Source organism: Shewanella avicenniae (assembly GCF_017354945.1).
GTDB classification, from domain to species: Bacteria; Pseudomonadota; Gammaproteobacteria; order Enterobacterales; family Shewanellaceae; genus Shewanella; species Shewanella avicenniae.
Genome location: NZ_CP071503.1, coordinates 3487441 through 3513161, shown reverse-complemented (window position 1 = coordinate 3513161; position 25721 = coordinate 3487441). Strand labels below are relative to the sequence as shown.

Here is a 25721-nt window from a genome sequence, read left to right as displayed (position 1 = left end):
GGATGCCGCTGTTTGGCATTCCCGGACACGCATGATTTGCTCACCAGCCGCCCGTTTCGGGCGGTTTGTGTCTCCAGTAGCGTTAGCCGTTGCCTTGGCAACCAGTGCTAATGTCGATGCGATGGAGCTATTCTCGTTAGAGCAAGTGCGTCTCACCGCGGGCAGTCCGTTTGCGCACGCGCAGCAAACCAATATCCGTTACATCGAGCAGCTGCAACCTGATAAGTTGTTAGCCCCATTTTTACGGGAAGCAGGCTTAGCCACCAAAGCAGAATCTTACGGCAACTGGGAAAATACCGGCTTAGATGGCCATATCGGCGGCCATTATCTGTCTGCGCTGAGCTTGGCTTATGAAGCGACGGGCGATGCTGAAATGAAGCATCGCTTAGATTACATGATTAGCGAATTGCGCCGCGCGCAGCTGAAAAACGCTAATGGTTATGTTGGCGGGATCCCCGGCGGCATGCAGATGTGGGCCGATATTCAAGCGGGCAAAATTAAAGCCGATTTATTCAGTTTGAATGACCATTGGGTACCTTGGTACAACATTCACAAAACCTTTGCTGGTATTCGCGATGCCTATCTGCTGGGGCACAACGAACTGGCCAAAGTGATGCTGGTGGATTTAGGCAAATGGGCCAAAGCGCTGGTGGCGAATCTCAGTGATGAGCAGATCCAAACCATGCTGATCTCAGAACATGGCGGCATGAACGAAGTATTCGCCGACATGTACGATATCACCGGCGATAAAGATTATCTCAAGCTGGCCGAGCAGTTCTCGCAAAAGATCATTCTTGACCCATTGGTTAAGCATGAAGATAAGCTCAACGGCCTGCACGCCAATACCCAAATCCCCAAAGTGATCGGTTATCTGCGTGTGAGCGAAGAGGAACAAAAGTCGGATTGGCATGATGCGGCAGAGTTTTTCTGGGAAACGGTGACGAAACATCGTTCCGTATCGATAGGTGGCAACAGCGTGCGCGAGCACTTCCACGATTCCAAAGATTTCACCAGCATGATGGAAGATGTGGAAGGGCCAGAAACCTGTAACACCTACAATATGCTCAAACTGAGCAAAATGCTTTACCAAGAAAGTGGCGATAGTCGTTATCTCGACTTTTATGAACGCGCCACCTTTAACCATATTTTGTCGTCACAAAACCCTGATAACGGCGGTTTGGTGTACTTTACCGCAATGCGCCCAGGGCATTATCGCATGTATTCCAATGTCGATAAGTCGATGTGGTGTTGTGTTGGTTCGGGGATTGAGAACCACAGTAAATATGGTGAGATGATTTACGCCCACGAGCACAATGAGCTGTTGGTGAACATGTTTATTGGCTCAACCTTGAACTGGCCAGAACAGGGATTACAAGTTACCCAGAGCACCCATTTTCCCGATCAAAACGCGATGACACTGACCGTGGATAAAGCGTTAGGTAAGGACAAGCAGGCGATCAGTATTCGCGTGCCGGCGTGGATGAATGGCGTTGCGCCGCAACTGACGTTGAATGGCAAACCGATTAAGGCTGAGCAACGTCGGTCGGGTTACTTGACCGTTGAACGCAATTGGCATGCAGGTGACAAGCTCGCGTTCTCCTTTGGGGTGCAACCGACTTTAGAGCAACTGCCAGACGGCAGCAGCTACTACTCAGTGCTTTATGGCCCAGTGGTGCTGGCATCGAATGTCGCGCCATTTGCTGATGAGAAGCTCGATTTTATCGCCAATGGCAGCCGTATGGGGCACATTGCGGCGGGGCCAACTTGCCCGCCAGAAGCGCTACCTATTATGGTGGGCGAACCGCAAGCATTCTTGCAAGGCTTGAAGCGTTTACCGGGTGATAAGTTGGCATTTTCGGCCGAGCAGGGCGTGCGTGAAAAGGATCAACCCAAGCAGATTGATCTGGTGCCGTTCTTCCGTATTCATGAGTCGCGCTACGAAGTGTATCTGCCGCAGATGTCAGTGGCTGAGTACCCTGAGTTTATGGCGCAGGCAAAGGCGAAAGAAGCTGCTGCTGAGCTGTTAGCGCAGCAAACGCTGGATAAGATCAATCCCGGTGAACAACAACCTGAAGCTGAGCATAATTTTGCCGGCGAGGGCAGTCGTGCTGGGGTCAACAAAGGCATTCACTGGCGCGACAGTAGCGACTGGTTTGCGTACGATCTGACGGATAGACAAGGCGAAGCCAAAACCCTGCGTATCACCTACTTTGGTGGTGATGTGAATCGTCGCTTTGATATTTTGCTTAACGGCAAGTTGCTGCAAACGGTGGAGATGAAACCGGGGCATGGCGACGAGATGTATCAAGTGGATTATCCAATCCCAGCTAAGCTGGCGAGCAAGCAAGGTTATCGCCTCAAGTTTGTGGCGAAACCGGGCTCGATTGCTGGCGGTATCTACGGTATTCGGCTATTAAAGGCAACCGCGAAATAGTGTTGAATAAGGTTTGCGCAAATACCAAAAGCCCTGCAGTGCAGGGCTTTTTCATGTCAGAGTGTTCAGCAGTTGCTACCGCTTACTTCTTTAACACTGTGGTGTTTTTATTGAGATCGGCTGGGTTTACAACTGGCCAGTCGTTTTCCCACTTCATTTCCAATATCCGCAGTTTTTGCAGCGCATCGTCAGCGGTTTCATAGGCGTGGAACACCAGATAATCTTTGCCATCAAAGGTATATGCGGCGTTGTGCCCAAGAGCGACCCAATCTTTGTCGCCTTTCAATACTAATGAGCCGCCGCCTTGGTTCATGTCGTGGCCGTTCTTATCTAAGTAAGGCCCTTCAACGTTTTTACTGCGCCCCACCATGATGTGATAGGTGCTGTCCATCTTACGGCAGCAAAGGTCAAACGACACAAATAGGTAGTAGTAGCCGTTTTTCTTGAAGATATAGGGCGCTTCAATAGCACCGTTACCGGCTTCGGTATCGGGCAGGTTTGAATTGCGTGGGCGTTTGGCAATCGTGTGCCATTCTTGTGGTTCAGCTAGACGGGTCATGTTGGGATCGAGTTTTACGATCTTCAAGCCATCCCAGAACGAGCCAAAACTCATCCAAGGCGTACCGTTATCATCTTCTACGATAGCAGGATCGATGGCGTTCCAGTTGTCACGGTTTGGTACTGATTGCAGTACGATACCTTGGTCAACCCATTCATAGTCTGGTGACTTTGGATCAAGCGTCTTATTCACGGTGACGCCAATTCCAGAGGTGTTTTTACCAAATGAGGACACCGAGTAATAGAGATAGAATTTACCATCTTTGTGGTATACGTCTGGTGCCCACAAGTGGCCGTCAAAGCCCGGTGCCACACGACGCGCCCAGCTTGGTTCATCTTTGAAAACACGCCCCACTTTTTCCCAGTGTTTCATGTCTTTTGATTGGTAATAGGTAATGCCAGGACCTGTGCTAAACACATAATAGGTATCGCCATCTTTGGCCATTACCGGGTCATGAACTTCTACTTGTATTGCATTTGCAGCATGGCTGACGCCCAACGCCATCAAGGTTGCTGCGGCAAGTTTTGCTATTGCCTTCATGAATCGTTTCCTATCAAAGAATTGTTCATCCGAAACCTAAAATCCCCCAGGGTCGGATGGTAGCACATAAGTAATACAATAATAATATTTAAACTGAATTCCGCGATCTGACGCAGCCGCTTGAGTTGGGTAACTCCGCGGAAGAATAGGGTAGAGCGTAAAGCTGGCGCCTTAAACCTCAATGAAGCCCAAAACAACAAGGCCGTCGTAATGACGGCCTTGTGATGAATCTACTTGTTGGCTTACCAGAAGCGCCAGTAGATAACAGCGGTGATACCCAAAATACCAATGGTATGGATGTAATCCCACTTATCTAGTCCATCGAGCACTTCTTTCATGGTGCCTTTGCCTAAGGTGCCAAAGGTCAAACCTTGGATCTGCTCTTCCGTCGCTGCTTTGGTAAACATACTGGTGACCACGATAACCGCGCAGACGATGATAAACAGCATCACGCAGTAGTAGAGCCAGTTCATTTCAACCACCCAAGCCAGTGAGGTACCAGCAACGCTGTCTTTGAACGGCAGCAGCACCAAACGCACCATACCGAGTACGAAGCCAACCACCATGCCAACAAAGCCGGCACTAGGGGTGATCTTACGGCTAAGCAGCCCCATCACAAATACCGCAGCAATGCCCGGCGCAATCAATGATTGTACACTTTGCAGATATTCATACAGCACATCGGCGATGGCGTTCATCACAGGGATCCAAACGATACCCAGTACCACCACCACTACGGTAGCGATACGGCCAACTTGCAGCAGTTTTTTCTCGCTGCAATCTGGACGATACTTTTTGTAGAAGTCGATGGTAAACAGTGTGGCAGATGAGTTGAACAGTGACGCCAAAGAGCTCATCAATGCTGCGACCAAGCCCCCGATCACAATCCCTTTTACGCCCGCGGGCAGAAGTTGTGCAACTAAGGTTGGGAACGCTTGGTCAGAACTATCGTAACTGATAACGCCGGTTTGCTTCAGTGCTACGGCGATCATGCCTGGCACCAAGAAAATAAACACCGGCAGCAGTTTCAGATAACCGGCAAACATAGTACCGCGACGTGCTTCTTTAATGCCTTTAGCAGACAACACCCGTTGTACTATGTATTGGTCAGTACAGAAGTACCAGAAGCCGATAATAAATGAGCCAAAAATGATGCCTGGCCATGGGAAGTTCGGATCTGCAGCAGAGCGCATCAGGTGCATGTTATCGCCATTCACGCGTTCAACCACGTCCCAACCGGCCATCATGCCGTTACCGCCACCTAGGGTTTCTAAGCCAACCACTAAGATCACCAAAGAGCCAATAATCAGCACTGGTGTTTGCAGTACCGAGGTCCACATAATCGCTTTCATACCGCCGAGCACGGTATAGATACCGGTGATCACCACCAACCCGATGGCCGAGATCCAGAAGAAATCGATGCCCCAGATCGACTCAATGCCGAGAATCGTCTTAAATGCGACCCCACCGGCATACACAGTCACTGCCACTTTGGTCAGTACATAGCTCACCAGTGAAATGACCGAGAGGAAGGTGCGACACTTGGAGTTAAAGCGGCGTTCGAGAAATTCCGGCATGGTGTAGACTTTCGAACTCCAATAAAAAGGTACGAATATCCAACCGAGCAGCAGAATAATCCACGACTGTAATTCCCAGTGCGCCATTGCCATCCCGGTTTCAGCCCCTGAGCCAGATAGGCCTACAAGGTGCTCCGAGCCAATATTTGACGCGAAAATTGAGGCGCCGATAACTAACCAACTGGCATTGCGGCCAGCAAGAAAGTAGTCAGCAGTATCTTCTTCTTTTTGTCGTAAAGACATAACGACTACACCCACCAGCAATATAAAAAAGCCGCCGAGTACCAGCCAGTCTAAGGTACTTAGTTCAACCATAGTGTCGTATTCCGTTTGTGCTTGTAGTGGCTGTAATGGTGATCCCCATCAACATTACAGAATCCTGCTATGAGAGCTTAGAGCATATTATAATATAAAATAAAGTTAATTAAGGTTTTCCGCGGCTTATCTTAGATTATTTTGTTACTCGCTATGGCATCATAGTAACCTGAATTAAAAAATGTAGATCTGTAGATTGCAGAGGTGTTTCACAAAGTTCACTTTCTCCGCAAATAATCTGTGAAACAGCGCCGAAGATAGCGCTAACTGATTGACTTGTTGTGGAAAAAAACTATTGTACTATGATTGACCTCACTCCGTTTAAGGACATCCCATGGCAAGGCTAGAAAATTTAAATTTGTCACAGCGAGTGACTAACGAGTTGGGTAAGGCGATTGTTGCTGGAAAATACAACATAAACACTGGCTTACCTACTGAAGCTCAGTTGTGTGATATGTATGGCATCAGTCGTACCGCCATTCGTGAAGCCGTAAAGATGTTAGCTGCAAAAGGGTTAATCTCGTCGCGCCCAAGACAGGGGATCCGCGTTGAGTCAGCCGGAAATTGGAACTTGTACGATACTAACGTGCTCAATTGGATGTTAGAGAGTGGGCCGTCGCTACAAGTGTTAAAAGAGTTCTTACAAGTACGTTTAGCCATTGAACCTCAAGCTGCTGCGCTGGCCGCACAATATGGTAAAGATGAGGATATCGCCAATATTGCGGCGGCACTTGATGACATGCGCAAAGCGGCAAGAACCCCAAATCAAACGCTGCATGAATCCGATTTGGCGTTTCATACCAGTATTCTGCAAGCCAGTGGCAACCGCTTTTTCTTCCATCTGCGCGATTTTATCAACACTGCATTAGGTGTGAGTATTCAACATACTACGCCAGCGAAAGGCAGTGATGTGAGTGTGGCTGAAGACCATGCAGTAATTTATGACGCGATTGCCGCTCGACAACCTGAGTTGGCGCGTAAACAGATGACAGCGTTGATTGAAGAAGCGATGGCGGTTATTGAAAAAGAGATCGCTGCTAAACTAGAGGCTTAATTGCTTTAACGCTAGAATCACGTCATTGCCTTACAGGTCGTTTTAAGAATGAGTATGCAATCTAAGAGTCGAACTCGCTATCCTTGTCTCAAGGACAAAAGTGTGTTTATCACGGGTGGCGGTGCAGGTATTGGTGCGGTGATGGTGGAGCGTTTCTGTGAACAGGGCGCCAAAGTCAGTTTTGTTGATATCGCCGATGATGAAAGTCATGCACTTTGCCAGCGCCTGCGTGGTAAATTTGATTGGGATCCTACCTTCATTCATTGTGATATCCGTGACGTGCCCGCGTTGCAACAGGCGATTGAGCAGGTGCAACAGCAACAGGGCGATATCTCGGTATTAATCAACAATGCCGCTGATGATACCCGTCATGAAGTTGAAGATGTTTCTGTGGCGTATTGGGATGATCGTATGGCGATCAACTTGCGACCGTGTTTCTTCACCGCTCAAGCTGTTGCGCCACAAATGCAACGTCTAGGCGGCGGCAGTATTATCAATCTGGGCTCGATCAGTTGGCACATCAAACAAGCCTGTATGCCTGCTTACACTACGGCTAAAGCAGGGTTGGAGGGCTTGACTCGCACGCTGGCCAAGCAGTTTGGAAAAAACCATATCCGGGTGAACACCCTGATCCCAGGATGGGTGATCACTGAGCGACAACTTTCTCATTGGCTAACTCCCGATATGCTCCAAGAGATCCAAGATAATCAATGCATTAAAGAGCGTCTTGGGCCGGATGATATTGCGAATGCCACGCTGTTTTTAGCCTCTGATGAAAGTGCCATGCTCACCGCGCAAACATTGATTGTTGATGGCGGTTGGATATAACAACTGGCGCTAAGTCTCAATTATTACTCTTTATTAACGTTCGCGTTTTGCGTCTGCAACTAATTATATTATAATACGTTTAATATATCGGCCGAGTATCTTCGTTTGGGGCGTCAAGATACTCGGTACTATCTAAATAAAAATACATAATAATAGGTAATTCAGATTGACTGATATGGTATGGGTGTATCTGGTGCTGATGGTGGGCGCCTGTTTACAAAGTGTCATTGGTTTCGGCCTTGGCTTACTTTGTGCTCCCGTACTCTTTTTAATTTATCCGCAATTAGTGCCTGCCCCAATGATCCTTAATGCTTTATTTCTTACCTTATTGTTGTCGGTAAGAAATATTCGCGCGATCGATGTCAAACAAACCTCAGTTTCTGTGATTGGCGGCACTTTAGGTGTGGGGATTGCAGGCTTGGTAATGCTGTATATCGAACCTTATCATTATAAATTTTTACTCGGTTCAACCATTATTCTCGGTGTTATTGCCTCATTTGTTGGGCATAAGCCGGTAATTAATCTGTTCACTAACCTGATGGCCAGTACCTTGTCTGGTTTTATGGGAACCACCACCTCGGCAGGCGGCGCGCCAATGGGGCTGCTGTATCAGTCGGCAGAACATCACAAAATTAAAGCAAATTTGAGTGTTTTCTTTTTATATATCAATATATTTGGTTTGATAGTGTTGTGGTATGCTGGCTCAGCAGGTTATTCAGATGTGGTGCTGTTTATTCAATGTATCCCGGCGATTTTACTGGGCTGGTTGATGTCTGAGTTTATGCAAAACTATATCAATAACGACATCGTCAGAAAGCTTACACTACTTGCCTCGCTAATCTCTGGGATTGCCTCTTTCTTCTCATAGTTACAACTCAGTGTGAAATAGATCCCATTATTTTATTCGAAGATTATCTAATAAATCATCTGAATACTTTTCAAATCAATTAGTTAATTAAGTTTATATTAAAGGTATCAGTTTTATATAGACCAAAGTCTATAGTTGCTGCGGTAAAAAAGATTTTATTTGCCATTAATAACAGGCATCATTAACTCACTATTTGGGGAGCGATAGCGGTTCTAATTATCAATTAGAATAAACTGCCAAAGCTTAAAAAAAGTCGTAATGTAATTTAATTACTAAGACATAAATTTATTTCACCGATTAAAGTGAAAAAATATATTCAGTGTCGTATTAGTGAAAACCAATAACCTTTTTGATAGCGAAATTCAGTCTGTGCCTATGGGGGGCGAACAGGCGTTCAGGTTCTCCGGGGTTTCCCGGAGAACCGCTTTTTTATCGCATTATCATCGAGACCAATTTCAAGGTTTAAGAAATTGGGGTTTCCCTTGCCAACTGGGTGAAGGACTTCACTGGAACACCTTCGATAACTGCCTCTATTGGGTCGACATTCGTCGTTACCGCATCCACCAGTTTGATCCGCAAACACAAGTACACCAATACCGCACCTTTGATGAATCCGTTTGCTGGGTTGTTCATAGTGCCAAGGGTGACATGGTTGCGGGCTTTGCTAGTGGTATTTATCAGGTTGAATTTAGTAGCGGTGATCGCGTAGCGATCGCTAAACCACCAGAGCCGATCTCAAATCGATTGAATGATGCCTCAGTCGATCCATCAGGTTGCTTATGGTTCGGTACTATGGACGACCGCGAGTTGCAACCTACGGGTAAACTGTACCGTATGGCGAGTATGTCGCAGCGCCCGCAGGTGGTAGATGATGGCTATGTGGTCAGTAATGGCCCGGTGATTACTGCTGATGGTAGCACCATGTATCATAACTCGACGCTTGAACGTACCGTTTATCAGTTCAAGCTCGATTCGCACGGAATGCCAATCACCAAAGAGGTGTTTGCGCAGTTTGACGATGCGATGGGCTGTCCTGATGGGATGGTGATGGACGCTGATGGCGGTCTGTGGGTCGCACAATGGGGCGGTCATGGCATTGTTCGTTTTCTCGCGGATGGCACAATCGATCGTCATGTTGAACTCCCAGTACCGCAAGTGACTAACGTTTGTTTCGGTGGCCCAAATCTCGACAAACTGTTCGTAACCACAGCGTATCAAGGACTTAGCCTGCAACAGCGACTCAAGTATCCTCAGGCGGGCTGCTTGTTTGAACTCAATGTTGGCGTGAAAGGTCTGCCAGCTACCCCATTCAACTGTTAATCATTCTATAGAATCGAAAAACTCCTGCGGTTATTCGCGCTTTTCTTGCCATTTTTTTGGTTTTAATCTGATACTAGTTATTCTCTCTAGTGGAAGATTCTCATGCGTATTTTACAACTTCTTCGAGCACAACCGACCCAAGATGGTGACGGCGTGAATATTCGCCGTGTTGCTGATTTTCATCGCTTAGCGCTTGATCCTTATCTGATGTTGGACGAAATCCGCTCTGACGATGAGAAAGACTATGTCGGCGGTTTTCCACCGCATCCGCACCGCGGCATGGAAACCTTCACCTATATTCGCAAAGGTGGCTTTGAACATCGCGATCAGATGGGCCACGTGAAAGCGATTCGTGCTGGCAAAGTGCAATGGATGAGCACTGGTCGCGGCGTCGTGCATTCCGAGATGCCGCTTGCTGATGCCAAAGATGGCCTACACGGCTTTCAGATCTGGATCAATATGCCGGCAAAAGACAAGATGCGCCCGCCGCAGTATCAAGACAGTGGTGAGTTGCAGCATTCGGTGATTGAAGGGGATGGTAGCCAGCTGTATTTGTTAGCCGGAGCGTGGGACGCAAATCAGCAGCAGGCGCAAGGGCCGTTAACCCAACTTGCGGCTGACAGTGCCTTGGCGGATCTTTCGCTGAGCGCCAATAGCTCAATCAGCATCGATTTTAGCCGCTATGGATTTAGCGCTGTCTATCTTTATGACGGAAGCCTGCAGTCGCCTTCTGGCGGTGCAGTGACAGCTGGCCAGTTGTTAGTGCTCGACAGCCAAACTCAGGTGCAGATTGTTGCGGGTGAGCAGGGCGCGGGTATGTTGCTGTTGGCGGGTAATCCGATTGGAGAAGCAGTGGTGCAGATGGGACCGTTTGTGATGAACACTCAGGCGGAAATTATGCAGGCGGTGCGTGATTATCAGAGCGGTAAATTCGGTGACATTGTCTAGCATTGAGCACAATGGTCACCGAACTGACCTTTTCATCGAGCAGGGCGTGTTAGCCGCGTAAAATATGCAGCGGGATCTGCATAATCGGGTTATCACTGGTGCTGGCTAAGTACCAGATGATAGCCGCGAGGCTACATACGGTGAACAGATACCACAGCGCAGACACTATCTGCCCGTAGCGATCCATGGGCAGCAAGTGGCTTTGATGGCGATATTTCCACTCCATTATGATTTCTAAGCTACCCACAGCCAGCAATACACCGAGCAGGGTAAGCCCAAGCATATAGCTTAAATACACACCTAACACCGCACCTGCAACGCACACGATAAGCCCTGTGTAGTGATTTTGCGAATAACCAATACTCTTCAGAATATGGCCGCCGTCGAGCGGTAAAATGGGCAACAAATTAAAAATGTTGAGTAGCGCGTTAAATACTGCGAGCCCCGCAAGTAGCTCAATCCCGGTGAATTGGTAGGCGATTAACGCTATCACTGACAGCCACATGCCATAGGTGGGACCCATGATGGAAATCACCACGTTTTGCCAACGGGTATTGATCTTGTCATCACTCACCGCAAGCCCGCCCATGAACGGAATCAGATAAATTCCTTTGGTTTTTAAGCCAAAACGCTTCATTGCGCGGATATGGCCATATTCGTGGATCACCAAACAGAGGATCAGCCCAAGCGCAAATTGAAACGAAAACAACCAGCTATAGGCTGCGACACTGGCGCCCGCCAACACCACTTTGATGACCTTGGCACTTTTAAACAGCTTTAAGCCAAGTGCCAGTAAGCCGAGTGGTTTCAGCTTAGTTACCGGGACGTTTGGTGGTGGTGTTTGTCGCTCAATATCTTGAGTCGTGCGTTGACCACTGACGACCACTTCATCATCAATCACCAGCCGATAGTCCAATACAAAGGGCTGCCAGCGCACGTCGGTTTCAAGCCGCACTTCCAGCGGTTTTTCTACGCCGGGACGGTGTAGATGAAAAATATGCACCCGTAGACCGTCGGCGCTACTTTGTTGTTTTTGAGAGACTAACTGTTCATCCCAAAACAGTTGCTGCCAGCCAGCCATTGAGCCTTCTAGTCGCAGTGACTTACCAAGGCATTCAATATTAAGTAGTTCCACTTACATTCTCATTAAATCTTGAATGCGGCGATTATGCCTGTTCAGCGGTAACGGGTGAAGTCTAGGCGATGGATTTTACTAAATCGATAACGTCTTCGACGTTGCTGAGGGTGAATTTACTGATGCAGCAAACGTTCGCCGCGGCAAAATGGTATTGCACTCGCTGCTGCAACCATTGCAAGTCCACACTGTCTTCAAGCTGCTGCCATTGATTATTTAACCAAATAAATTGCTGCTGCAGACTATCAATAATGCGGTCATAGCTGAGTAATAGCTGTAGCTCCTCACCAAAATAAGCGGTGAGATCCGCTTCACTTTCGAGCACTAGTAGTTCGTCGGCCTGCTGGGTTAGATGCAAAGCAGGCCATTGAAATTGAGGATTATTTTTTATTGCCATAATCGAAATTGAGTTCGCCGTGAAGGTTGTGCACTTGGCAAGGGCCATGTTCTCGTTGGGTACGTTGGGTGGCGGAGCCAATATGGATTTCCACGTTGGAATAGATGTGCTTTTTAGCTTCAATAAAATAGAAGTCGTAATAGCCTTCGACCTCTTTTGCGAGCAAGTCTTTCTCAGTGAGCTCGCGATTGAGTTCTTCCTCAATTCGATGCTTTTCGGCCAGCATCATTTTGACTTGGTCGACCATCACAGAATCGTTTTGCCACTCCTCTTTGGGTGGCAGCCGGCGCAATCTTGCTTCGGTATCAAGCTTGGCAACCGTGAGATTACGTCCACCTTCATCAAGCTCTTTCAGATGTTGTTTCAGCTCGTCGAGCTTCATAGCGCAATAGACATCGGTTTTTGTGTCGGCAGTTGCACCTATGGTGACGGCACAGATCCCTTTTTCGGCATAAGCCGTACCACCGATCAAGTCACCTCTGCGGCCGCTGGTATCGCTGACCGTAATCGTGCCTTGAGCATCACTTTTACTGTGCAGTAACTGTTTGGTGACCAGAATATTGCTGTGACTTTTAAGATCTGAATACTGCACAAATTGGGCAGAAATTTGACCCTGAGCAATCAGTTTGGTGGAGAGTTCGTTACCACCAAGCTGGCGACCTAACACGCCCTTGCTTACGGTAATATCACCTTCCGCTTCCAATACCGCTGACTCAACAAAGCCCATGACCGTGATATCACCTGAGCTGCGAACCTGCATGCCCTCACACACGTCACCGCTGATAAGAATACTGCCCTTAAATTCGACGTTACCGTAACCCACATCCACGTTTTTGATCTGCAGTACGTCATCGACTTGCATACCACTGCCGGTTTCGACCGGTTGGCCTGCGACTGTAGCGATCAATTTGTTTGGGTCGGCGGGATCGAGATGTGTACCATCGCCAGCCATTAATGGTAGGTCTTTACCAGCGGTGGCGGGCAGCACTTCACCAAGTACGGTGTAACCTTTGCTGCCTTCAGTTGCGGGGATTTTGACCATCAACAGATCATTCGGTGCGACCATCACTACCGAACCGAGATTGCGCATATCGACGGTACCATCTTCACGCTCTTGTGGATGCAGCAAACGTTCCCGCGCCAGTGGCACTTTGCGTTCAATTTTGGCATGAGTACCATTCACCGCAGCCTTGCCATGTGCGATGACGCTGCTAACACTTTCGCCGGGCTTGAGCACTTGTACCTTTTTTAGCATGGCTTCAATTTTGAGGCGTGATAGCCCCATGCTAATGCCTTCTTTTTTGAGATGATGCAAGACGTCAGGCAGTTGAACGGTACGTCCCCCCCACGCCGCGACAATCGTCATGGTCGCTTGCATTTTGTCATTGCTGGTTTCTAGGATGATCTGGGCATCGCGGCGCTCGGCAATTTTAAAAGATTGTTTCGTTTTACCTTCATCTTGAGCCGCCAACGCATTAATATCTTTGACGGCTTTTTTGATGCTGAAATCGATTGGGAAAAGAGTGTTGAACTCTGGAAGGGTCAACAGTTGTAGGATCTCTTTCTCTGAGACCGGCCCATGGGTAGTGGGCACCAGTGTCAACTCGGCGAATAGGTTATCGCTACTGAAATGGAGTAGATCTGGTGTGAGCATATTATTATCCAAGCTTAAATTATTATCACCGCTCCTACTTTACCGTTGAATTATATCAACAGTGCTTGATGTTGCGCATTTTTTTGTAACAAAGAAGTAACTATCTACTGATTTTTGCGCTACATTTCACAGTTAGCCACTGTTTTATATCTTATTTTGATAAACTTTGTAGCGATTGTTCTCCGCCACAACATTTACATTACCAAACGCATTTTCAATGGCATCGCCATAAGGTAAGTGGCGATTTGCCACAATCTGCCACACGCCATTGCGCGCCAATTGTTGGCGACTGTCTTGCACGAAGCGGGTTGCAATATCTGTGGTACTCATTAAGCCATCATGGAACGGCGGGTTAGAAATAATCGCGTTAAATTGGCCGTTGGTTTGTGCTAAGCCATCTGATGGATACACTTTTGCGTTCATGCCATTGGCCGCCAAGGTGAGTGTGCAAGACAGCAAAGCCATTGCGTTAATATCCACACATTCCAATGCCAGCTCAGGTTGATGTTGCAGCAGTGCGACGGCAATTACTCCAGCACCACAACCAAAATCTAACACCCGCCCCGACAGCGGGGTGAGGTGTTGCAGCAGTAACTCAGTGCCTTGATCAAGTTGCTTCTCGCTAAATACGCCCACCATATTACAGATAGTGACTTGACTGTCACCTAGGGTAAGTGTGTAACGGCTTACAAACGCATTGATGTCGAGACTTTTTGGTTGAGCATGGCAGATGGCACTAAACAGTAAGCAGTGGCGCGCGTTATCTAACTTCAGTGGTTGACTGAAAAAGGACGACTGCAATTTGTTGAACGAGCGTATGCCACCTTTGTTTTCGCCAACAACAATGAGCTCACCCTCTGGTCGCAGATGGAACGCGGCTAAGGTCAGCAGATATTGGAGCAGCGGTTTTGCTTTAGGGTAATAGATCACCACAGTGTCGAATTTGGCATTGACGTCTTGCAACTGATGGCCAAATTCGGCGGTCACGTTAGCGGGAATGCCGCGCAGCTGTTGATGATGATTAAAATCCAGCGCTAATGCAGTGACTGAACGGCAACCCGACGCTAACTGCTCGGCGCAGCGATCAGCCTCATGGTTGAGCAGTAACAGCTGTTTGTCTTGAAATAGGTGTTGGTTGCGAATCAGTAATTCAGAAGGCGCGGTCAGCAAGGCTGTGATCTCAAATAAATTTTGTCCCTATTATAAGCCGAGGCGTCGTTAAATGAAAAAGGGCTCAATAGAGCCCTTGGTGTTACTTAACGTCTTTTTTCGGCTTTGGTAGCAAGCTAATAATTTTATTGGCAATGTCGGTGTTATCTTGACTGCCAATAAACAGCTCAGAGCCAGGCCCCGCGGCGAATACCTGTACATCAACCCCTGTATGGCCGCCAGTTGTCCAACCGGTATTGGTGCGCAGGTCAATCTCATGCTTGATTGCCGTCGCCAGCGCTTTCTTGCCTTGCATTCTGGCGCGTTCCAACTTGCTAAACAGTTCATCATCAATCGCAAAGCCTAAGCTGGTCGCTAGTGGTTCGCGCCATTGCTCAACGGCAATTGCGCTTGCGGCCATTTCGTCTGGACTCGATTTCAGCTGACGCAGGACTTCTGGATGCCATTCATATTTGTCATTTGCACCAATTGAGAACCCGCCAGTGTTGTGATCAGCCGTCACCACCAATAAGGTATCAGGATGGCTACGAACGAATTGCTCAACAATTTCAATGCTATGCGCAAATTCATCCATTTCGCCCATGGCTGCTGCTACATCGTTGTCGTGACCGGCCCAATCGATTTGGCTACCTTCGACGAGCAGTACAAAGCCTTGAGTGTTCTGCGACAAAAGCGCTAACGCCTTGCTGGTCATGTTGCTGAGTTTATGGGCTTCCGGCTCATCCATTGACCAAGGCAACTGCACATCGGCGAATAAGCCCAGCGCTTTGGGCTGAGTTAACCCCGCCAGCTCGGTAAAGTCGGTGAGTACTTGGTAGCCTTTAGCAATAAATTGCTGCCGCAGAGGCTCAGGGAAATACTTTTGGCCACCACCAAGAATCAAATCAGCATCGGTATTGATATAGCTGGCTGCAATCGCATCATAGTTACGACGGCTTTCGTCATGGCTTAAAAATGCCGCTGGGGTGGCGTGGTTGACTTGGCAAGTCACGGCAACACCTGTGCTCAAGCCGAGCTTTTTAGCACGCTCTAACAGGGTGGGCAGTGGACGTTTATTGACATCGACGCTGATGGCGCCGTTATAACTTTTGAACCCGGTCGATAACGCCGTCGCTGCGGCTGCCGAGTCGGTAACATAACCACTGACGCTTGCAGGGTAGGTGGAGGCCATCCCCACTAACAAACGATCAAATACCGTCTGTTCAATCTCTTCAGTTTCAGGATTGTCTTTGTAAAAGCGATAGGCGCTGGTGTAAGCCGCGCCCATTCCATCACCAATCATAATCACGACATTCTTAGGGCGAGCAGGTGCCGCAGTCGGATTAAGTGGTGCGTCATTGCTGCTTGCTGCAAAAGGTAAGCAACAAGCAATCGCTAATAAACAAACTCGCGTCAGTTTCATGTTTATCCTTTAGTCTTTTCGCTGAGACGGCGCTCAATGGCATCCATTAATTTACCGGTAATATCCACTTCGAAGGCGGCTTCAATTTCGCGCACGCATGTTGGGCTGGTAACGTTAATTTCGGTCAGTTTGTCACCGATGACATCGAGTCCAACAAAGATCAGTCCCCGCTTTTTCAGCTCTGGACCAATGGCATTGGCAATCTTCCAATCGCTTTCTGATAACGGTTGAGCGCGACCGCTGCCGCCCGCTGCTAAGTTGCCACGGGTTTCACCTTTTTGTGGAATACGGGCTAAGCAGTACGGCATAGGTTCGCCATCAACCACTAAAATGCGTTTGTCGCCATCGACGATTTCAGGAATATATTTTTGCGCCATTGCGTAACGTTGACCGTGATTGGTCAGCGTTTCGATAATGACGCCAACGTTGGCATCGTCTTGTTTCAGGCGGAAAATCGATGCGCCACCCATCCCGTCTAACGGTTTGAGGATCACGTCGCCGTGCGCTTGGTGGAAGGCACGCAGGCGTTTGGCATCACGAGTCACCACGGTAATTGGTGTGAATTCGTTAAACCAAGCGGTGAACAGTTTTTCATTGGCGTCACGCAGGCTTTGTGGCTTGTTAACAATCAAGGTGCCAGCTTCTTCTGCGCGCTCAAGCATGTAAGTTGCGTAGATAAATTCGGTGTCGAACGGTGGGTCTTTACGCATAAGTATGACGTCAAGATCGCTCAGCGGCAGCTCTTGTGCTTCTTCTAAGCTGAACCAATCATTCGCGTCTTGGCGCACGGTCAACTTGCGCATGTTGGCGCGGGCTTCACCTTCCACCATAGCCAGATCGGCCATTTCCATGTAGAACAGCTCATAACCACGGCTTTGCGCTGCCAACAACATAGCAAAGCTTGTGTCTTTCTTGATGTTGATGCCCGCAATGGGGTCCATCACGATACCCAGTTTAATCATTTTAATTTCCTTACTGCGAATGACTTAGCCCAAATCACCGAATCGAGATTGCAACACGGAGATGGCGGTTAATGCGGCTGTTTCTGTTCTGAGTACGCGAGGGCCGAGTAATACGTCGGTAAACCCTTGTTGCTCGGTCATGGCAATCTCTTCATCAGAGAGGCCACCTTCTGGCCCAATCAGCAAGCGTACTCGCGCTGTGGCAAGATTCAAGCCGCTGATGCCATGCTGCGCACGCGGATGCAGATTGAGCTTGATAGCGCTGGTGGCTTCTTGACACCAATCGATAAGATTCATCGCCGGGCGCACTTCAGGCACCGCGCTACGACCCGATTGTTCACAAGCGCTGATCACTATCTTTTGCCACTGCTGAATTTTCTTTTCCAATCGTTCGCCGTCCAGTTTGACGCCGCAACGTTCTGAAAACAATGGTGTTATGGTATTAACGCCTAACTCGACCGATTTTTGTATGGTGAAATCCATTCGGTCACCCCGCGAAATCACTTGGCCAAGATGCAGATTCAATGGAGACTCTGACGGGTTAACGACACACTGTTCTACCACAACAGTGATCGCCTTTTTGCCTGCTGCAACTATGGTGGCAGGGTAATCATTACCATCACCGTTAAATAAACTGATGGCTTGACCTTCTGTCATCCGCAGCACTCGGCCGATATGGGCACTTGCGTCTGCATCTAGGGTGACTTCAGTTTTGGCCCCTAGCGCGGCACCTTGGTAAATACGGGGAACTCTCATGCTCTATCCTGAAAAACACGGCGAATTGGTAAGTGATACAAGTTATCGGCTGCGCTAACTGTCGCGCCTACTTGCCAAAGTTGGCATATTTTACCCAGTTATTGGGCTTGGTTGTAACCCTTTTCAATTATCAGCCGTTCTCAGACTGCAACCTTTATTACTGTATGGCTAGTCGTTGAGAACGGGTTCGAGCTTTTGGCCGCAGCGGCGACATTGATAATGTGCTTGCTGGCGCATCACTTTATTGTGGCGTCTGACACTCAGCTCAAGCGGGCCACAATGGCAGCGATACATCACACCCTTTGGCGTCACAGAGCTGATATCCAATTGATGCGTTACTTTGCCGGACAGCTGAAAAAGCTGCTGCATCAGCGCCTTCCATTCAATCCCATGAGGTTTTACCTTGCCATAAAGCTGATGCGTCAGCAGGTGGCACACTTCATGGGGCACGACTTCGCTCAAAAATACGTTGGGATTTTCTTCCAGTAATACAGCGTTAAAACGGAGCATTTGTTGGATTGGATGTGCGGTGCCAGCAGCTTTGCCACGCAAACTAAAATGAACACTTGGCCGTGTAAAGCTTTTGCGAAAGTGTTGCTCAGCAAGTTGATAACACTCATTAATACGCTGCATAACGGCAGCTTGGTTGCTGGTTTTGGCTAACGCAGATTTTGCGATTGCGGCTGAAGGTTGACGACTAACTGCTCGACGAGAAAACCACATACTCCACCTAAAATTTCGCCCGACATTGATAGCAAATGTCGGGCGTCAGCTTACAGTGTCGCCGCTGCCGCAGCAATCATCTGCTTCACTTGCTCTACGACCGCTTGTTCCATTTCGGCATCGTAGTTGGTTAATTTCGGTGTATGAATGTGGCCGGTCGGAATTTTACTGCCCAACTGCTCGCGCAGCAGGATGGAGCGATATGAGATTTCATTCGACAAATACCCGCCACCTGAGCCTTCAACTGAGGTTTCGTTTTGCAATTCGGCTAAAGATGAGGCTGCAAAGCTACCACGAGACAGGGTAGTGACCTGATGATTATCATTAATCGGCCAACGCCCAGCCACTTTTTGCATTGCTGCTACTGGCAGTGAGAATTCAACAAACTCTGGACCATTCAGGGTTTTGCCATCGAGCATTGGCGCGATGGGGTGGGTTTTATCGGCACCGGTGTAAACATTACGATTGTCAGGCGCCTTTGCTGAGCGGTTACGCCCTGGGAAACGCTCGATATCAAAATTGTCTCGCCCCATGCTCACGGTGAATATCATGTCGACTTGATGATCGCGATATACCGGCGTCAGTAAGGATTCGATTATGCCTTCATCAAAATCTGCATAGCGCACCGGGATCATCACAGTTTCAATTTGCGCGGTTTTACCGTTCACTTGGAACTGATAACCATCAAGCGCAAGAGCCACTAAACCCGAAGGGTTACTTTGATCTATGTGGCGGTCGAGGAAAAACGGGTCAAACCCAGTGAGCAGAATTTTAACCGTGGCGTTATCGGCGTATTCAAGATCACTAAAGCCGCGCGAGGATTTCTCGACGGCTTTAATGAGTATCTGCTTTTGCCAATCGGCAATGTTGAAGGCGGGTTTTGAATCATCCAGCAATTGACGCATCTTTAACCGTGACCAATAAAGCGAGCGATCATCGGGATGGCCAGATTGCACATCGCGCACTGCTTGTTGCCAGACGCGTTTACCTAACTGCGCCACCATCTGCGTAACCTTCAGCTCGTCATTTTGTTTGGCATATTTGCTGCCCAAGTCATCAACAAAGGCTTGATAGCGGTCAACGACTTGCGGCATGGCTGCAGCAGCAGTTGCGATACGCTGTTCTTCTACACCAGCGTTGGCGGTAAGTGAAACACAACAACTTAGGAGTAATGTACTGAATAACAGCGACTTGTGCATGGGACAGTTCCTTAGCAGCAACGATTTTAACAATTCCTTATCAGTTAAGTATGCACCAGCATTTCGCCACATTAAAGGATATAAGCCATTAATCTTAGATGATTTGTCGACTCGCACTACATCATTAATGACTGTAGTGACTCTTGGCTGCCGAAACGTTTGGTAAAAAAGTCGAGAAAGACGCTGATGTTGGTTGCCAATTGACGACGGCTGGAATAAACCCCGTAGACCTTAAAGGGCTCAATCGGCCATTCCTGCAGTAATGGCACTAAAGTGCCACTGGCGATTTCACTTTTGCAAACCGAGTTAGACAGAATGGCGATACCAAAATCATCTAGCGCCATCCGCTTCACCATTACAGAGCTATTCACCCGCACGCGGCGTTTAAAGCTGGCCATGGTTTTGCGGTTGCCCTTACCGAGCGGCCAAATGGGCGCCGAGCGTAATGTCCCCAGCAAAATACCATCATGCTGTGCTAAATCTTTGGGGGTAGCAGGCGTGCCCTTGGCTTTTAAATAGGCGGGGCTGGCTACTAAGATAGGTTGGCGTTCAAACAGTAATCTGGCCACCAAGTCAGAAGATTGCAGCGGGCCATATTTGATGGCAATGTCATAGCCTTCACCGACCAAGCCGACTTCAGCATCGGTAAACTGCACATCAAGCTCAATGCCGGGATAAAGATGCATAAAGCCACTGCATAAGTTAGCGATCACTTCTTGGTTAAATGAGACTGGAATCGCAATCCGCAACAAACCCGCAACATCGTTATGGGTATATTCGATGGTCGCCTTTGCAGCTTCCACTTCATTGGTTATATTTTGACAGTGCTGATAAAATAGCGCACCAATCTGTGTCAGGCTGATTGAGCGCGTGTTTCGTTGCAATAAACGGACACCGAGCTCTTGCTCTAACTGGGCAATTTTGCGACTGATAGTGGATTTTGGCAATCCGAGTTCTCTTGCTGCTTGTGAGAATCCTTCTGCTCTGACCACTGCCGCGAATAGCAGCATCCCATTCAAATCTGGCATGTTTTTCTTACTGTCTCAAATATGGAACAAAGTGTCTAAGCCAGTTTAATAGTAATTTTGAGTGCATCAAAGTTATATTTGATCGCTGTATCATAAATAAAGAGGCTTAGCAGAGGATCGATTCGATGACCAGCACAAAGCAGCCCGCAAACATGACTCAGTCACAAACTCCAGATCCGTTGTTTTTACATGCGGAACATCTGGCAAAAGATTTCTCCCTTTTCCCTGAACATAGCAAGAAAAGTCTGAACGACGAGATCAAAGGTTTATTAGATGAAGATGCCATTCAGGCCAACCTTAAATCTCTGTCACAGTTAGACGTTGACGGCTACGTTAACAAAGTCATTCAGCCAACCTTGGACAAAAACCGTCCTGGGGCAAAACGCATCATTGCCGAACTGAAAGGCAAAATGATTGCAGAAGAGACTCACGGTCCTTTTTATCGTGCCGAAATTGAATTGAACTTCGGTGGCCGCAGCCGCCGTATCGGTTTTGTTGCCCAAGAACGTACCACCTCAAATGGTGCGTGGATGCCAGAACATCACTTAATGTGTTGTGAAGCGGTACGTCACTTCGCTGAGCTTTCGATGCCAATCGTATTTATGATTGACACTCCGGGGGCAGATGCTGGCGAAGTTGCTAACAGCCATAACCAAGCACACTCTATTTCACGTGCTATTGCTGAAAGCGTTAACGTAGATGTACCTACGCTGGGTATCGTGATTGGTGCCGGTTACTCCGGTGGTGCGATTCCCTTAGCGGCAGCCAACATTTTGTTGTCGCTACGTGACGGTATCTTCAACACCATTCAGCCACAGGGTCTGCAGAGCATTGCGCGCAAGTTCAACTTGTCTTGGCAGGAATGTGCTAAGTCAGTGGGCGTGTCGCCAGAAGAGCTTTACACTGCCGGTTGTATCGACGGCATCATCGACTTCTCGCCAAGCGATCGCGATGAGCGTCAACACAACTTGCGCCGTGCGATTATCAGCGGTATCGAAGCCATTGAATCGGCAGCGATTGAATTCGTTAAAGAATCTGACGATCTCAAAGAGCATTATCGCCGTAGTTTGAACCGTTTCTTGTATCCTTCAAAGGATCTGAAAGCGTTGGATAGCGCTGTGCATATGTCACAGTCAAGCAACCCAACTATGCACCTTAACCTGTTCGGTAGTGCTTACCGTTATCTGCGTTATTTGACCCTGCGTAGCCGCATCCATTCAATTTCAATGGAACAATACGGCCGCTTGTCAAAAGTCAGTGTGCCTGAAGGTGACTTGCTGCAACGTATTCAAAAAGAACAGGAAAAAGTATTCCAATCTTGGCTGTCTAGCCCAGATAAAGTGATTTACGACGAAGAACTGGCCAAGTTGTGGAACAACTTTGTGGCTAAGCGTGACGACGTAAGCACTGAACGTAACATGCTGACTCGTTTGATTTTGGGCGAACCAAAAGAGAACTACAAAAAAGCACGTAAGGCTCTGTTGTTCAACATCTGCTGGTCGCTGTACCACCGTTGGAAAGCGAACGCAGCGAATAACTTCAAAGGCTTGATCCAGTATCTGGAAACCCTGCCAACAGAAGTGACTCAAGCGCCATGGCCAGAGCTGAATGAGCTGACCGTACTTGACGTGGTGGTGAATCAAGAGCTGCGTGAAGACTTTATTTGGCAGTGTTACAACATTCTGATCTTCAACGCTCTGTACGACCACGTTGTTGGCAATCTAGCGTCTATCGCTAAAGAAGCGATGATGAACAAGAGCCTGTCACGTAGTTCAGTTGATAGCTTGCTGCACAAGTCGATTGACCGTGCGATGTCGACCCAAGATGTGGCCAACGACAAGAGCAAGTTCTACAAGTGGCTGAAGTACTTCATGGAACAGTCAAACCGCGCTGAACTGCTGACCAAAACTGAGCAGTGGAAGAGCGTTGGTTTCCCACAACTGAACAACAGCTTGTTCGTAATTCTGACCTACTTCTTTGAGCGTCTGTTGCCTGAATATTTCGACAGCGAAGAAGACAACACTCAGTACACAGGTGCGATTAACCCAGTGCGTATCGGTCGTCGTAAAGACTTCTGGAACCGTCTGACCATGGGTTATCAAGACTTGTTGATCCAGAAAGTGCTGCGTGAAGAGAAGAAAACCGGCAAGATGACTTGGAACAACATTGTTGATACGTTCTTCAACAATTTTGATGAGTTGAACGGCGACAAGATGACTGCTAACTCATTGAACTTCCCAGGCTTCCGTCTTTCTATCGAAGATGCGCTAGATAAAGGTATTCGCCCATGTGGTTTGATTACTGGTCTCGCGGACTTTGAGCACAATGGCAAAAAGCTGCGTGTGGGTGTTGCGGTATCTAACACAGCGTTCCAAGCCGGTGCGTTTGATATGGCGAGTGCTGAGAAATTCTCTGCACTGTTGATCGAATGTGCTAAACGTCGTCTGCCAGTGATCTGTTTTATCAGCTCTGGTGGTATGCAGACCAAAGAGGGTGGCTCTGCGCTGTTCTCTATGGCAGTTGTAAACGACCGTCTGACCCGTTTCATTCGTGATAACGAATTGCCAGTGATGATGTTTGGTTTCGGTGACTGTACTGGTGGTGCGCAAGCGTCATTCGTGACTCACCCATTGGTACAAACCTATTACCTGTCTGGTACTAACATGCCATTTGCAGGCCAAATGGTAGTACCGGCTTACCTGCCATCAACCTCCACCCTGTCGAACTACTTGTCAAAAGTACCGGGTGCGATGAATGGTCTGGTGAACAACCCATTCAGCGATACTTTGAATGATGCACTGGCCGGTATCGACCCATTGATGCCAATGCCGACTGAAAACATTGAAGATGTGATCAGTTCAGCGCTGTCGTCGCTGGTGCCAGAAAACCATAACGAAATCACTGGCGAAATCGTCCAAGACGATCCGCGTAAGTTGATGAAGCCGATCGATAAAGTGTTGATTCATGCCCGTGGTTGTACGGCAGTGAAACTGATCCGTAAAGCACACGACAACAACATCAATGTGGTCTTGGTGGCGTCAGATCCTGACATGACCTCAGTACCAGCCGACATGCTGAAAGAGAACGACAAGCTGGTTTGTTTGGGTGGTAACACCTCTGACGAATCTTACTTGAACGCCTACTCAGTGCTGCGTGTTGCTGATTACGAGCAAGTTGACGCACTGCACCCAGGTATCGGCTTCTTGTCTGAAAGCCCACAGTTTGCTGCATTGTGTGTAAACAACGGCGTGAACTTTGTTGGCCCAAGCGTGAACTCAATGACCACCATGGGTAACAAATCGAATGCGATTAAGACCTCTCAATCGCAAAACGTACCAGTAGTGCCTGGTTCACACGGTATTTTGACCAATGCTGAGCAAGCGGTGAACGTGGCTAATGAGATCGGTTACCCAGTGCTGCTGAAAGCGGTACAAGGCGGTGGCGGTAAAGGTATTCAGGTAGTTCGTCGTCCAGAAGAGATGATTGGCCTGTTCCAAAAAACTGCAACTGAAGCTGCTGCGGCGTTCGGTAACGGCGACCTGTACTTGGAAAAATATGTGACTTCACTACGTCACATCGAAGTACAGCTGTTGCGTGACCAGTTCGGCAACACCAAAGTATTGGGTTTGCGTGACTGTTCGGTACAACGTAACAACCAGAAAGTGATCGAAGAATCTGGCTCAACCATGCTGCCAGATGAGCTGAAAGCCAAAGTGATGAAATACACTGAAGCTTTGGGCGATGCGACCGACTATATGGGAGCTGGTACTGTTGAGTTCATCTATAACTTGGATGCCAACGAAGTGTACTTCATGGAGATGAATACTCGTCTGCAAGTAGAACACCCAGTAACTGAGCTGACCTCTGGTATTGATATTGTCACCGCGCAGTTTGACATCGCGTCTGGCCGTTCTATCGAAGAGCTGCAACCACAAGAGCTGGGCTATGCGATGGAAGTGCGTGTGACTGCTGAGAAAGCAGCGCTGGACAGCCATGGCATTCTGCAACTGCTGCCTAACCCAGGTTTGATCACTGAATGTGTGATGCCTGAGCGTGATGATATCGACGTGATCTCTATCGCGGCAGAAGGCAAAGAAGTATCGCCTTACTACGATAGCTTGATTGCGCAAATCATCGTTCATGGTGAAGACCGTGAAGATGCTATCAGCCGTATGCTGAGCTACTTGGATAGCGTATCGATCAAAGGTATCGCGACTAACATTCCATTGCTGAAACGCATTCTGGCGGATCGTACCTTCCGTGAAGGCGTGTACGATACCAATTACCTGCCACGCTTGATGGCGGAATTGGATATTCCTGCGTTGATCGCGGAAATGGAAGCGGCGGCAGAAGCTAAAGCGGTTGATACCGAATCACTGCGTGTGGGTGAGTCGAACGAACTGAAAGTGCTGGCACAAGGCGCAGGTATCTTCTACAGCTCGCCAGCACCGGGTGAAGCCGACTTCGTTAAAGAAGGCGACATTGTGACTGTGGATCAAACCCTTGGTTTGACCGAAGCGATGAAGATGTTCTCGCAAATCACGTTGGCAGGCTTTAACCGTAAGAACGCGGTGCTGTACGCAGAAGATAAGCAATATCGTATCGAGCGTATTCTTAACGGTAACGGCCAACAAGTATCACAAGGTGACTTGCTGTTTGTTATCTCACCGGTTGATGCCAACTAAGCGGTAAACGAAATGTCATAAAAAGCCCGCATTGCGGGCTTTTTTGTTGACTACACTTTATCCGGCGCGGGTAAACACTCGATTTTTGTGATGGCTAAATGCGAATTTCTGTAAACAAATTCCTCAAGATCTCGAGGTTTTTTTGAAATATCCGGCAAAATCCTGTA

19 protein-coding genes are annotated in these 25721 nt (G+C 48.2%); 7 read left to right on the top strand and 12 right to left on the bottom strand.

Annotated elements, in window-relative coordinates:
- Positions 1-31: 31 nt before the first annotated feature.
- Positions 32-2434 carry a glycoside hydrolase family 127 protein gene (locus JYB87_RS15515; RefSeq protein ID WP_207354354.1) on the top strand — a complete coding sequence of 801 codons (2403 nt, stop codon included), beginning with the start codon at positions 32-34 and terminating at the stop codon, positions 2432-2434.
- Between the two features lie 82 nt (positions 2435-2516).
- Here JYB87_RS15515 and JYB87_RS15510 read toward each other — a convergent pair whose 3' ends face one another.
- Positions 2517-3533 carry an arabinan endo-1,5-alpha-L-arabinosidase gene (locus JYB87_RS15510; RefSeq protein ID WP_207354353.1) on the bottom strand — a complete coding sequence of 339 codons (1017 nt, stop codon included), beginning with the start codon at positions 3531-3533 and terminating at the stop codon, positions 2517-2519.
- A gap of 242 nt (positions 3534-3775) precedes the next feature.
- Positions 3776-5425: a sodium:solute symporter gene (locus JYB87_RS15505; RefSeq protein WP_207354352.1), complete on the bottom strand. Its 1650-nt coding sequence runs from the start codon at positions 5423-5425 to the stop codon at positions 3776-3778.
- Between the two features lie 334 nt (positions 5426-5759).
- On the opposite strand from JYB87_RS15505, the gene JYB87_RS15500 reads away from it, so the two are divergent.
- From JYB87_RS15500 to JYB87_RS15480, 5 genes are all read left to right on the top strand, one after another.
- Positions 5760-6479 (top strand): FadR/GntR family transcriptional regulator, encoded by a 720-nt coding sequence (locus tag JYB87_RS15500; protein ID WP_207354351.1) that lies wholly within the window; start codon positions 5760-5762, stop codon positions 6477-6479.
- Positions 6480-6527: 48 nt separating this feature from the next.
- On the top strand, positions 6528-7307 hold the full coding sequence (locus JYB87_RS15495) for an SDR family NAD(P)-dependent oxidoreductase (RefSeq protein WP_207354350.1): 780 nt from the start codon (positions 6528-6530) through the stop codon (positions 7305-7307).
- A 175-nt stretch (positions 7308-7482) separates the two neighbouring features.
- Positions 7483-8175, top strand: coding sequence for a sulfite exporter TauE/SafE family protein (locus JYB87_RS15490; RefSeq protein ID WP_228730022.1), 693 nt, complete (start codon positions 7483-7485; stop codon positions 8173-8175).
- A gap of 330 nt (positions 8176-8505) precedes the next feature.
- Positions 8506-9495 (top strand): SMP-30/gluconolactonase/LRE family protein, encoded by a 990-nt coding sequence (locus JYB87_RS15485; protein WP_207354348.1) that lies wholly within the window; start codon positions 8506-8508, stop codon positions 9493-9495.
- 102 nt (positions 9496-9597) lie between these two features.
- Complete coding sequence (locus JYB87_RS15480; RefSeq protein ID WP_207354347.1) at positions 9598-10443, top strand: pirin family protein; 846 nt, start codon at positions 9598-9600, stop codon at positions 10441-10443.
- Positions 10444-10492: 49 nt separating this feature from the next.
- Here the strand turns inward: JYB87_RS15480 and JYB87_RS15475 are convergent, their stop codons facing one another.
- The 10 genes from JYB87_RS15475 to JYB87_RS15430 all read right to left on the bottom strand — a co-directional run bounded on the left by JYB87_RS15475 (position 10493) and on the right by JYB87_RS15430 (position 20869).
- Positions 10493-11524, bottom strand: coding sequence for a metalloprotease (locus JYB87_RS15475; RefSeq protein ID WP_407695851.1), 1032 nt, complete (start codon positions 11522-11524; stop codon positions 10493-10495).
- A gap of 115 nt (positions 11525-11639) precedes the next feature.
- Positions 11640-11975: a DUF4144 family protein gene (locus tag JYB87_RS15470; RefSeq protein ID WP_207354345.1), complete on the bottom strand. Its 336-nt coding sequence runs from the start codon at positions 11973-11975 to the stop codon at positions 11640-11642.
- Positions 11959-13629 (bottom strand): DUF342 domain-containing protein, encoded by a 1671-nt coding sequence (locus tag JYB87_RS15465; RefSeq protein ID WP_207354344.1) that lies wholly within the window; start codon positions 13627-13629, stop codon positions 11959-11961. Before JYB87_RS15465 ends, JYB87_RS15470 begins: the two co-directional genes overlap by 17 nt.
- A 144-nt stretch (positions 13630-13773) precedes the next feature.
- The gene (locus tag JYB87_RS15460; protein WP_207354343.1) at positions 13774-14799 is read right to left on the bottom strand and encodes a methyltransferase; all 1026 of its coding nucleotides are present in this window, start codon (positions 14797-14799) and stop codon (positions 13774-13776) included.
- 82 nt (positions 14800-14881) lie between these two features.
- On the bottom strand, positions 14882-16201 hold the full coding sequence (locus JYB87_RS15455; RefSeq protein WP_207354342.1) for an alkaline phosphatase: 1320 nt from the start codon (positions 16199-16201) through the stop codon (positions 14882-14884).
- A gap of 2 nt (positions 16202-16203) precedes the next feature.
- Positions 16204-17163 carry a glutathione synthase gene (gene gshB / locus JYB87_RS15450; protein WP_207354341.1) on the bottom strand — a complete coding sequence of 320 codons (960 nt, stop codon included), beginning with the start codon at positions 17161-17163 and terminating at the stop codon, positions 16204-16206.
- A gap of 24 nt (positions 17164-17187) precedes the next feature.
- Positions 17188-17919: a 16S rRNA (uracil(1498)-N(3))-methyltransferase gene (rsmE, locus tag JYB87_RS15445; protein ID WP_207354340.1), complete on the bottom strand. Its 732-nt coding sequence runs from the start codon at positions 17917-17919 to the stop codon at positions 17188-17190.
- A 168-nt stretch (positions 17920-18087) separates the two neighbouring features.
- Complete coding sequence (locus tag JYB87_RS15440) at positions 18088-18642, bottom strand: SprT family zinc-dependent metalloprotease (protein WP_207354339.1); 555 nt, start codon at positions 18640-18642, stop codon at positions 18088-18090.
- A gap of 50 nt (positions 18643-18692) precedes the next feature.
- The gene (locus JYB87_RS15435) at positions 18693-19841 is read right to left on the bottom strand and encodes a pyroglutamyl-peptidase I family protein (protein ID WP_207354338.1); all 1149 of its coding nucleotides are present in this window, start codon (positions 19839-19841) and stop codon (positions 18693-18695) included.
- 116 nt (positions 19842-19957) lie between these two features.
- The gene (locus JYB87_RS15430) at positions 19958-20869 is read right to left on the bottom strand and encodes a LysR family transcriptional regulator (RefSeq protein ID WP_207354337.1); all 912 of its coding nucleotides are present in this window, start codon (positions 20867-20869) and stop codon (positions 19958-19960) included.
- Positions 20870-20994: 125 nt separating this feature from the next.
- Here JYB87_RS15430 and JYB87_RS15425 point away from each other — a divergent pair, with 125 nt between their 5' ends.
- Positions 20995-25554 (top strand): ATP-binding protein, encoded by a 4560-nt coding sequence (locus tag JYB87_RS15425; RefSeq protein WP_207354336.1) that lies wholly within the window; start codon positions 20995-20997, stop codon positions 25552-25554.
- Positions 25555-25721 lie beyond the last annotated feature (167 nt).

What these genes read in the sequence shown, in the direction of transcription:
- JYB87_RS15505 (WP_207354352.1), bottom strand. Translation starts at nt 5,425, where the DNA reads ATGGTTGAACTAAGTACCTTAGACTGGCTGGTACTCGGCGGCTTTTTT.
- JYB87_RS15510 (WP_207354353.1), bottom strand. Translation starts at nt 3,533, where the DNA reads ATGAAGGCAATAGCAAAACTTGCCGCAGCAACCTTGATGGCGTTGGGC.
- JYB87_RS15455 (WP_207354342.1), bottom strand. Translation starts at nt 16,201, where the DNA reads ATGAAACTGACGCGAGTTTGTTTATTAGCGATTGCTTGTTGCTTACCT.
- JYB87_RS15435 (WP_207354338.1), bottom strand. Translation starts at nt 19,841, where the DNA reads ATGCACAAGTCGCTGTTATTCAGTACATTACTCCTAAGTTGTTGTGTT.
- JYB87_RS15515 (WP_207354354.1), top strand. Translation starts at nt 32, where the DNA reads ATGATTTGCTCACCAGCCGCCCGTTTCGGGCGGTTTGTGTCTCCAGTA.
- JYB87_RS15475 (WP_407695851.1), bottom strand. Translation starts at nt 11,524, where the DNA reads ATGGCTGGCTGGCAGCAACTGTTTTGGGATGAACAGTTAGTCTCTCAA.
- JYB87_RS15430 (WP_207354337.1), bottom strand. Translation starts at nt 20,869, where the DNA reads ATGCCAGATTTGAATGGGATGCTGCTATTCGCGGCAGTGGTCAGAGCA.
- JYB87_RS15495 (WP_207354350.1), top strand. Translation starts at nt 6,528, where the DNA reads ATGAGTATGCAATCTAAGAGTCGAACTCGCTATCCTTGTCTCAAGGAC.
- JYB87_RS15440 (WP_207354339.1), bottom strand. Translation starts at nt 18,642, where the DNA reads ATGTGGTTTTCTCGTCGAGCAGTTAGTCGTCAACCTTCAGCCGCAATC.
- gshB (WP_207354341.1), bottom strand. Translation starts at nt 17,163, where the DNA reads ATGATTAAACTGGGTATCGTGATGGACCCCATTGCGGGCATCAACATC.
- JYB87_RS15490 (WP_228730022.1), top strand. Translation starts at nt 7,483, where the DNA reads ATGGTATGGGTGTATCTGGTGCTGATGGTGGGCGCCTGTTTACAAAGT.
- JYB87_RS15480 (WP_207354347.1), top strand. Translation starts at nt 9,598, where the DNA reads ATGCGTATTTTACAACTTCTTCGAGCACAACCGACCCAAGATGGTGAC.
- JYB87_RS15465 (WP_207354344.1), bottom strand. Translation starts at nt 13,629, where the DNA reads ATGCTCACACCAGATCTACTCCATTTCAGTAGCGATAACCTATTCGCC.
- JYB87_RS15470 (WP_207354345.1), bottom strand. Translation starts at nt 11,975, where the DNA reads ATGGCAATAAAAAATAATCCTCAATTTCAATGGCCTGCTTTGCATCTA.
- JYB87_RS15500 (WP_207354351.1), top strand. Translation starts at nt 5,760, where the DNA reads ATGGCAAGGCTAGAAAATTTAAATTTGTCACAGCGAGTGACTAACGAG.
- rsmE (WP_207354340.1), bottom strand. Translation starts at nt 17,919, where the DNA reads ATGAGAGTTCCCCGTATTTACCAAGGTGCCGCGCTAGGGGCCAAAACT.
- JYB87_RS15425 (WP_207354336.1), top strand. Translation starts at nt 20,995, where the DNA reads ATGACCAGCACAAAGCAGCCCGCAAACATGACTCAGTCACAAACTCCA.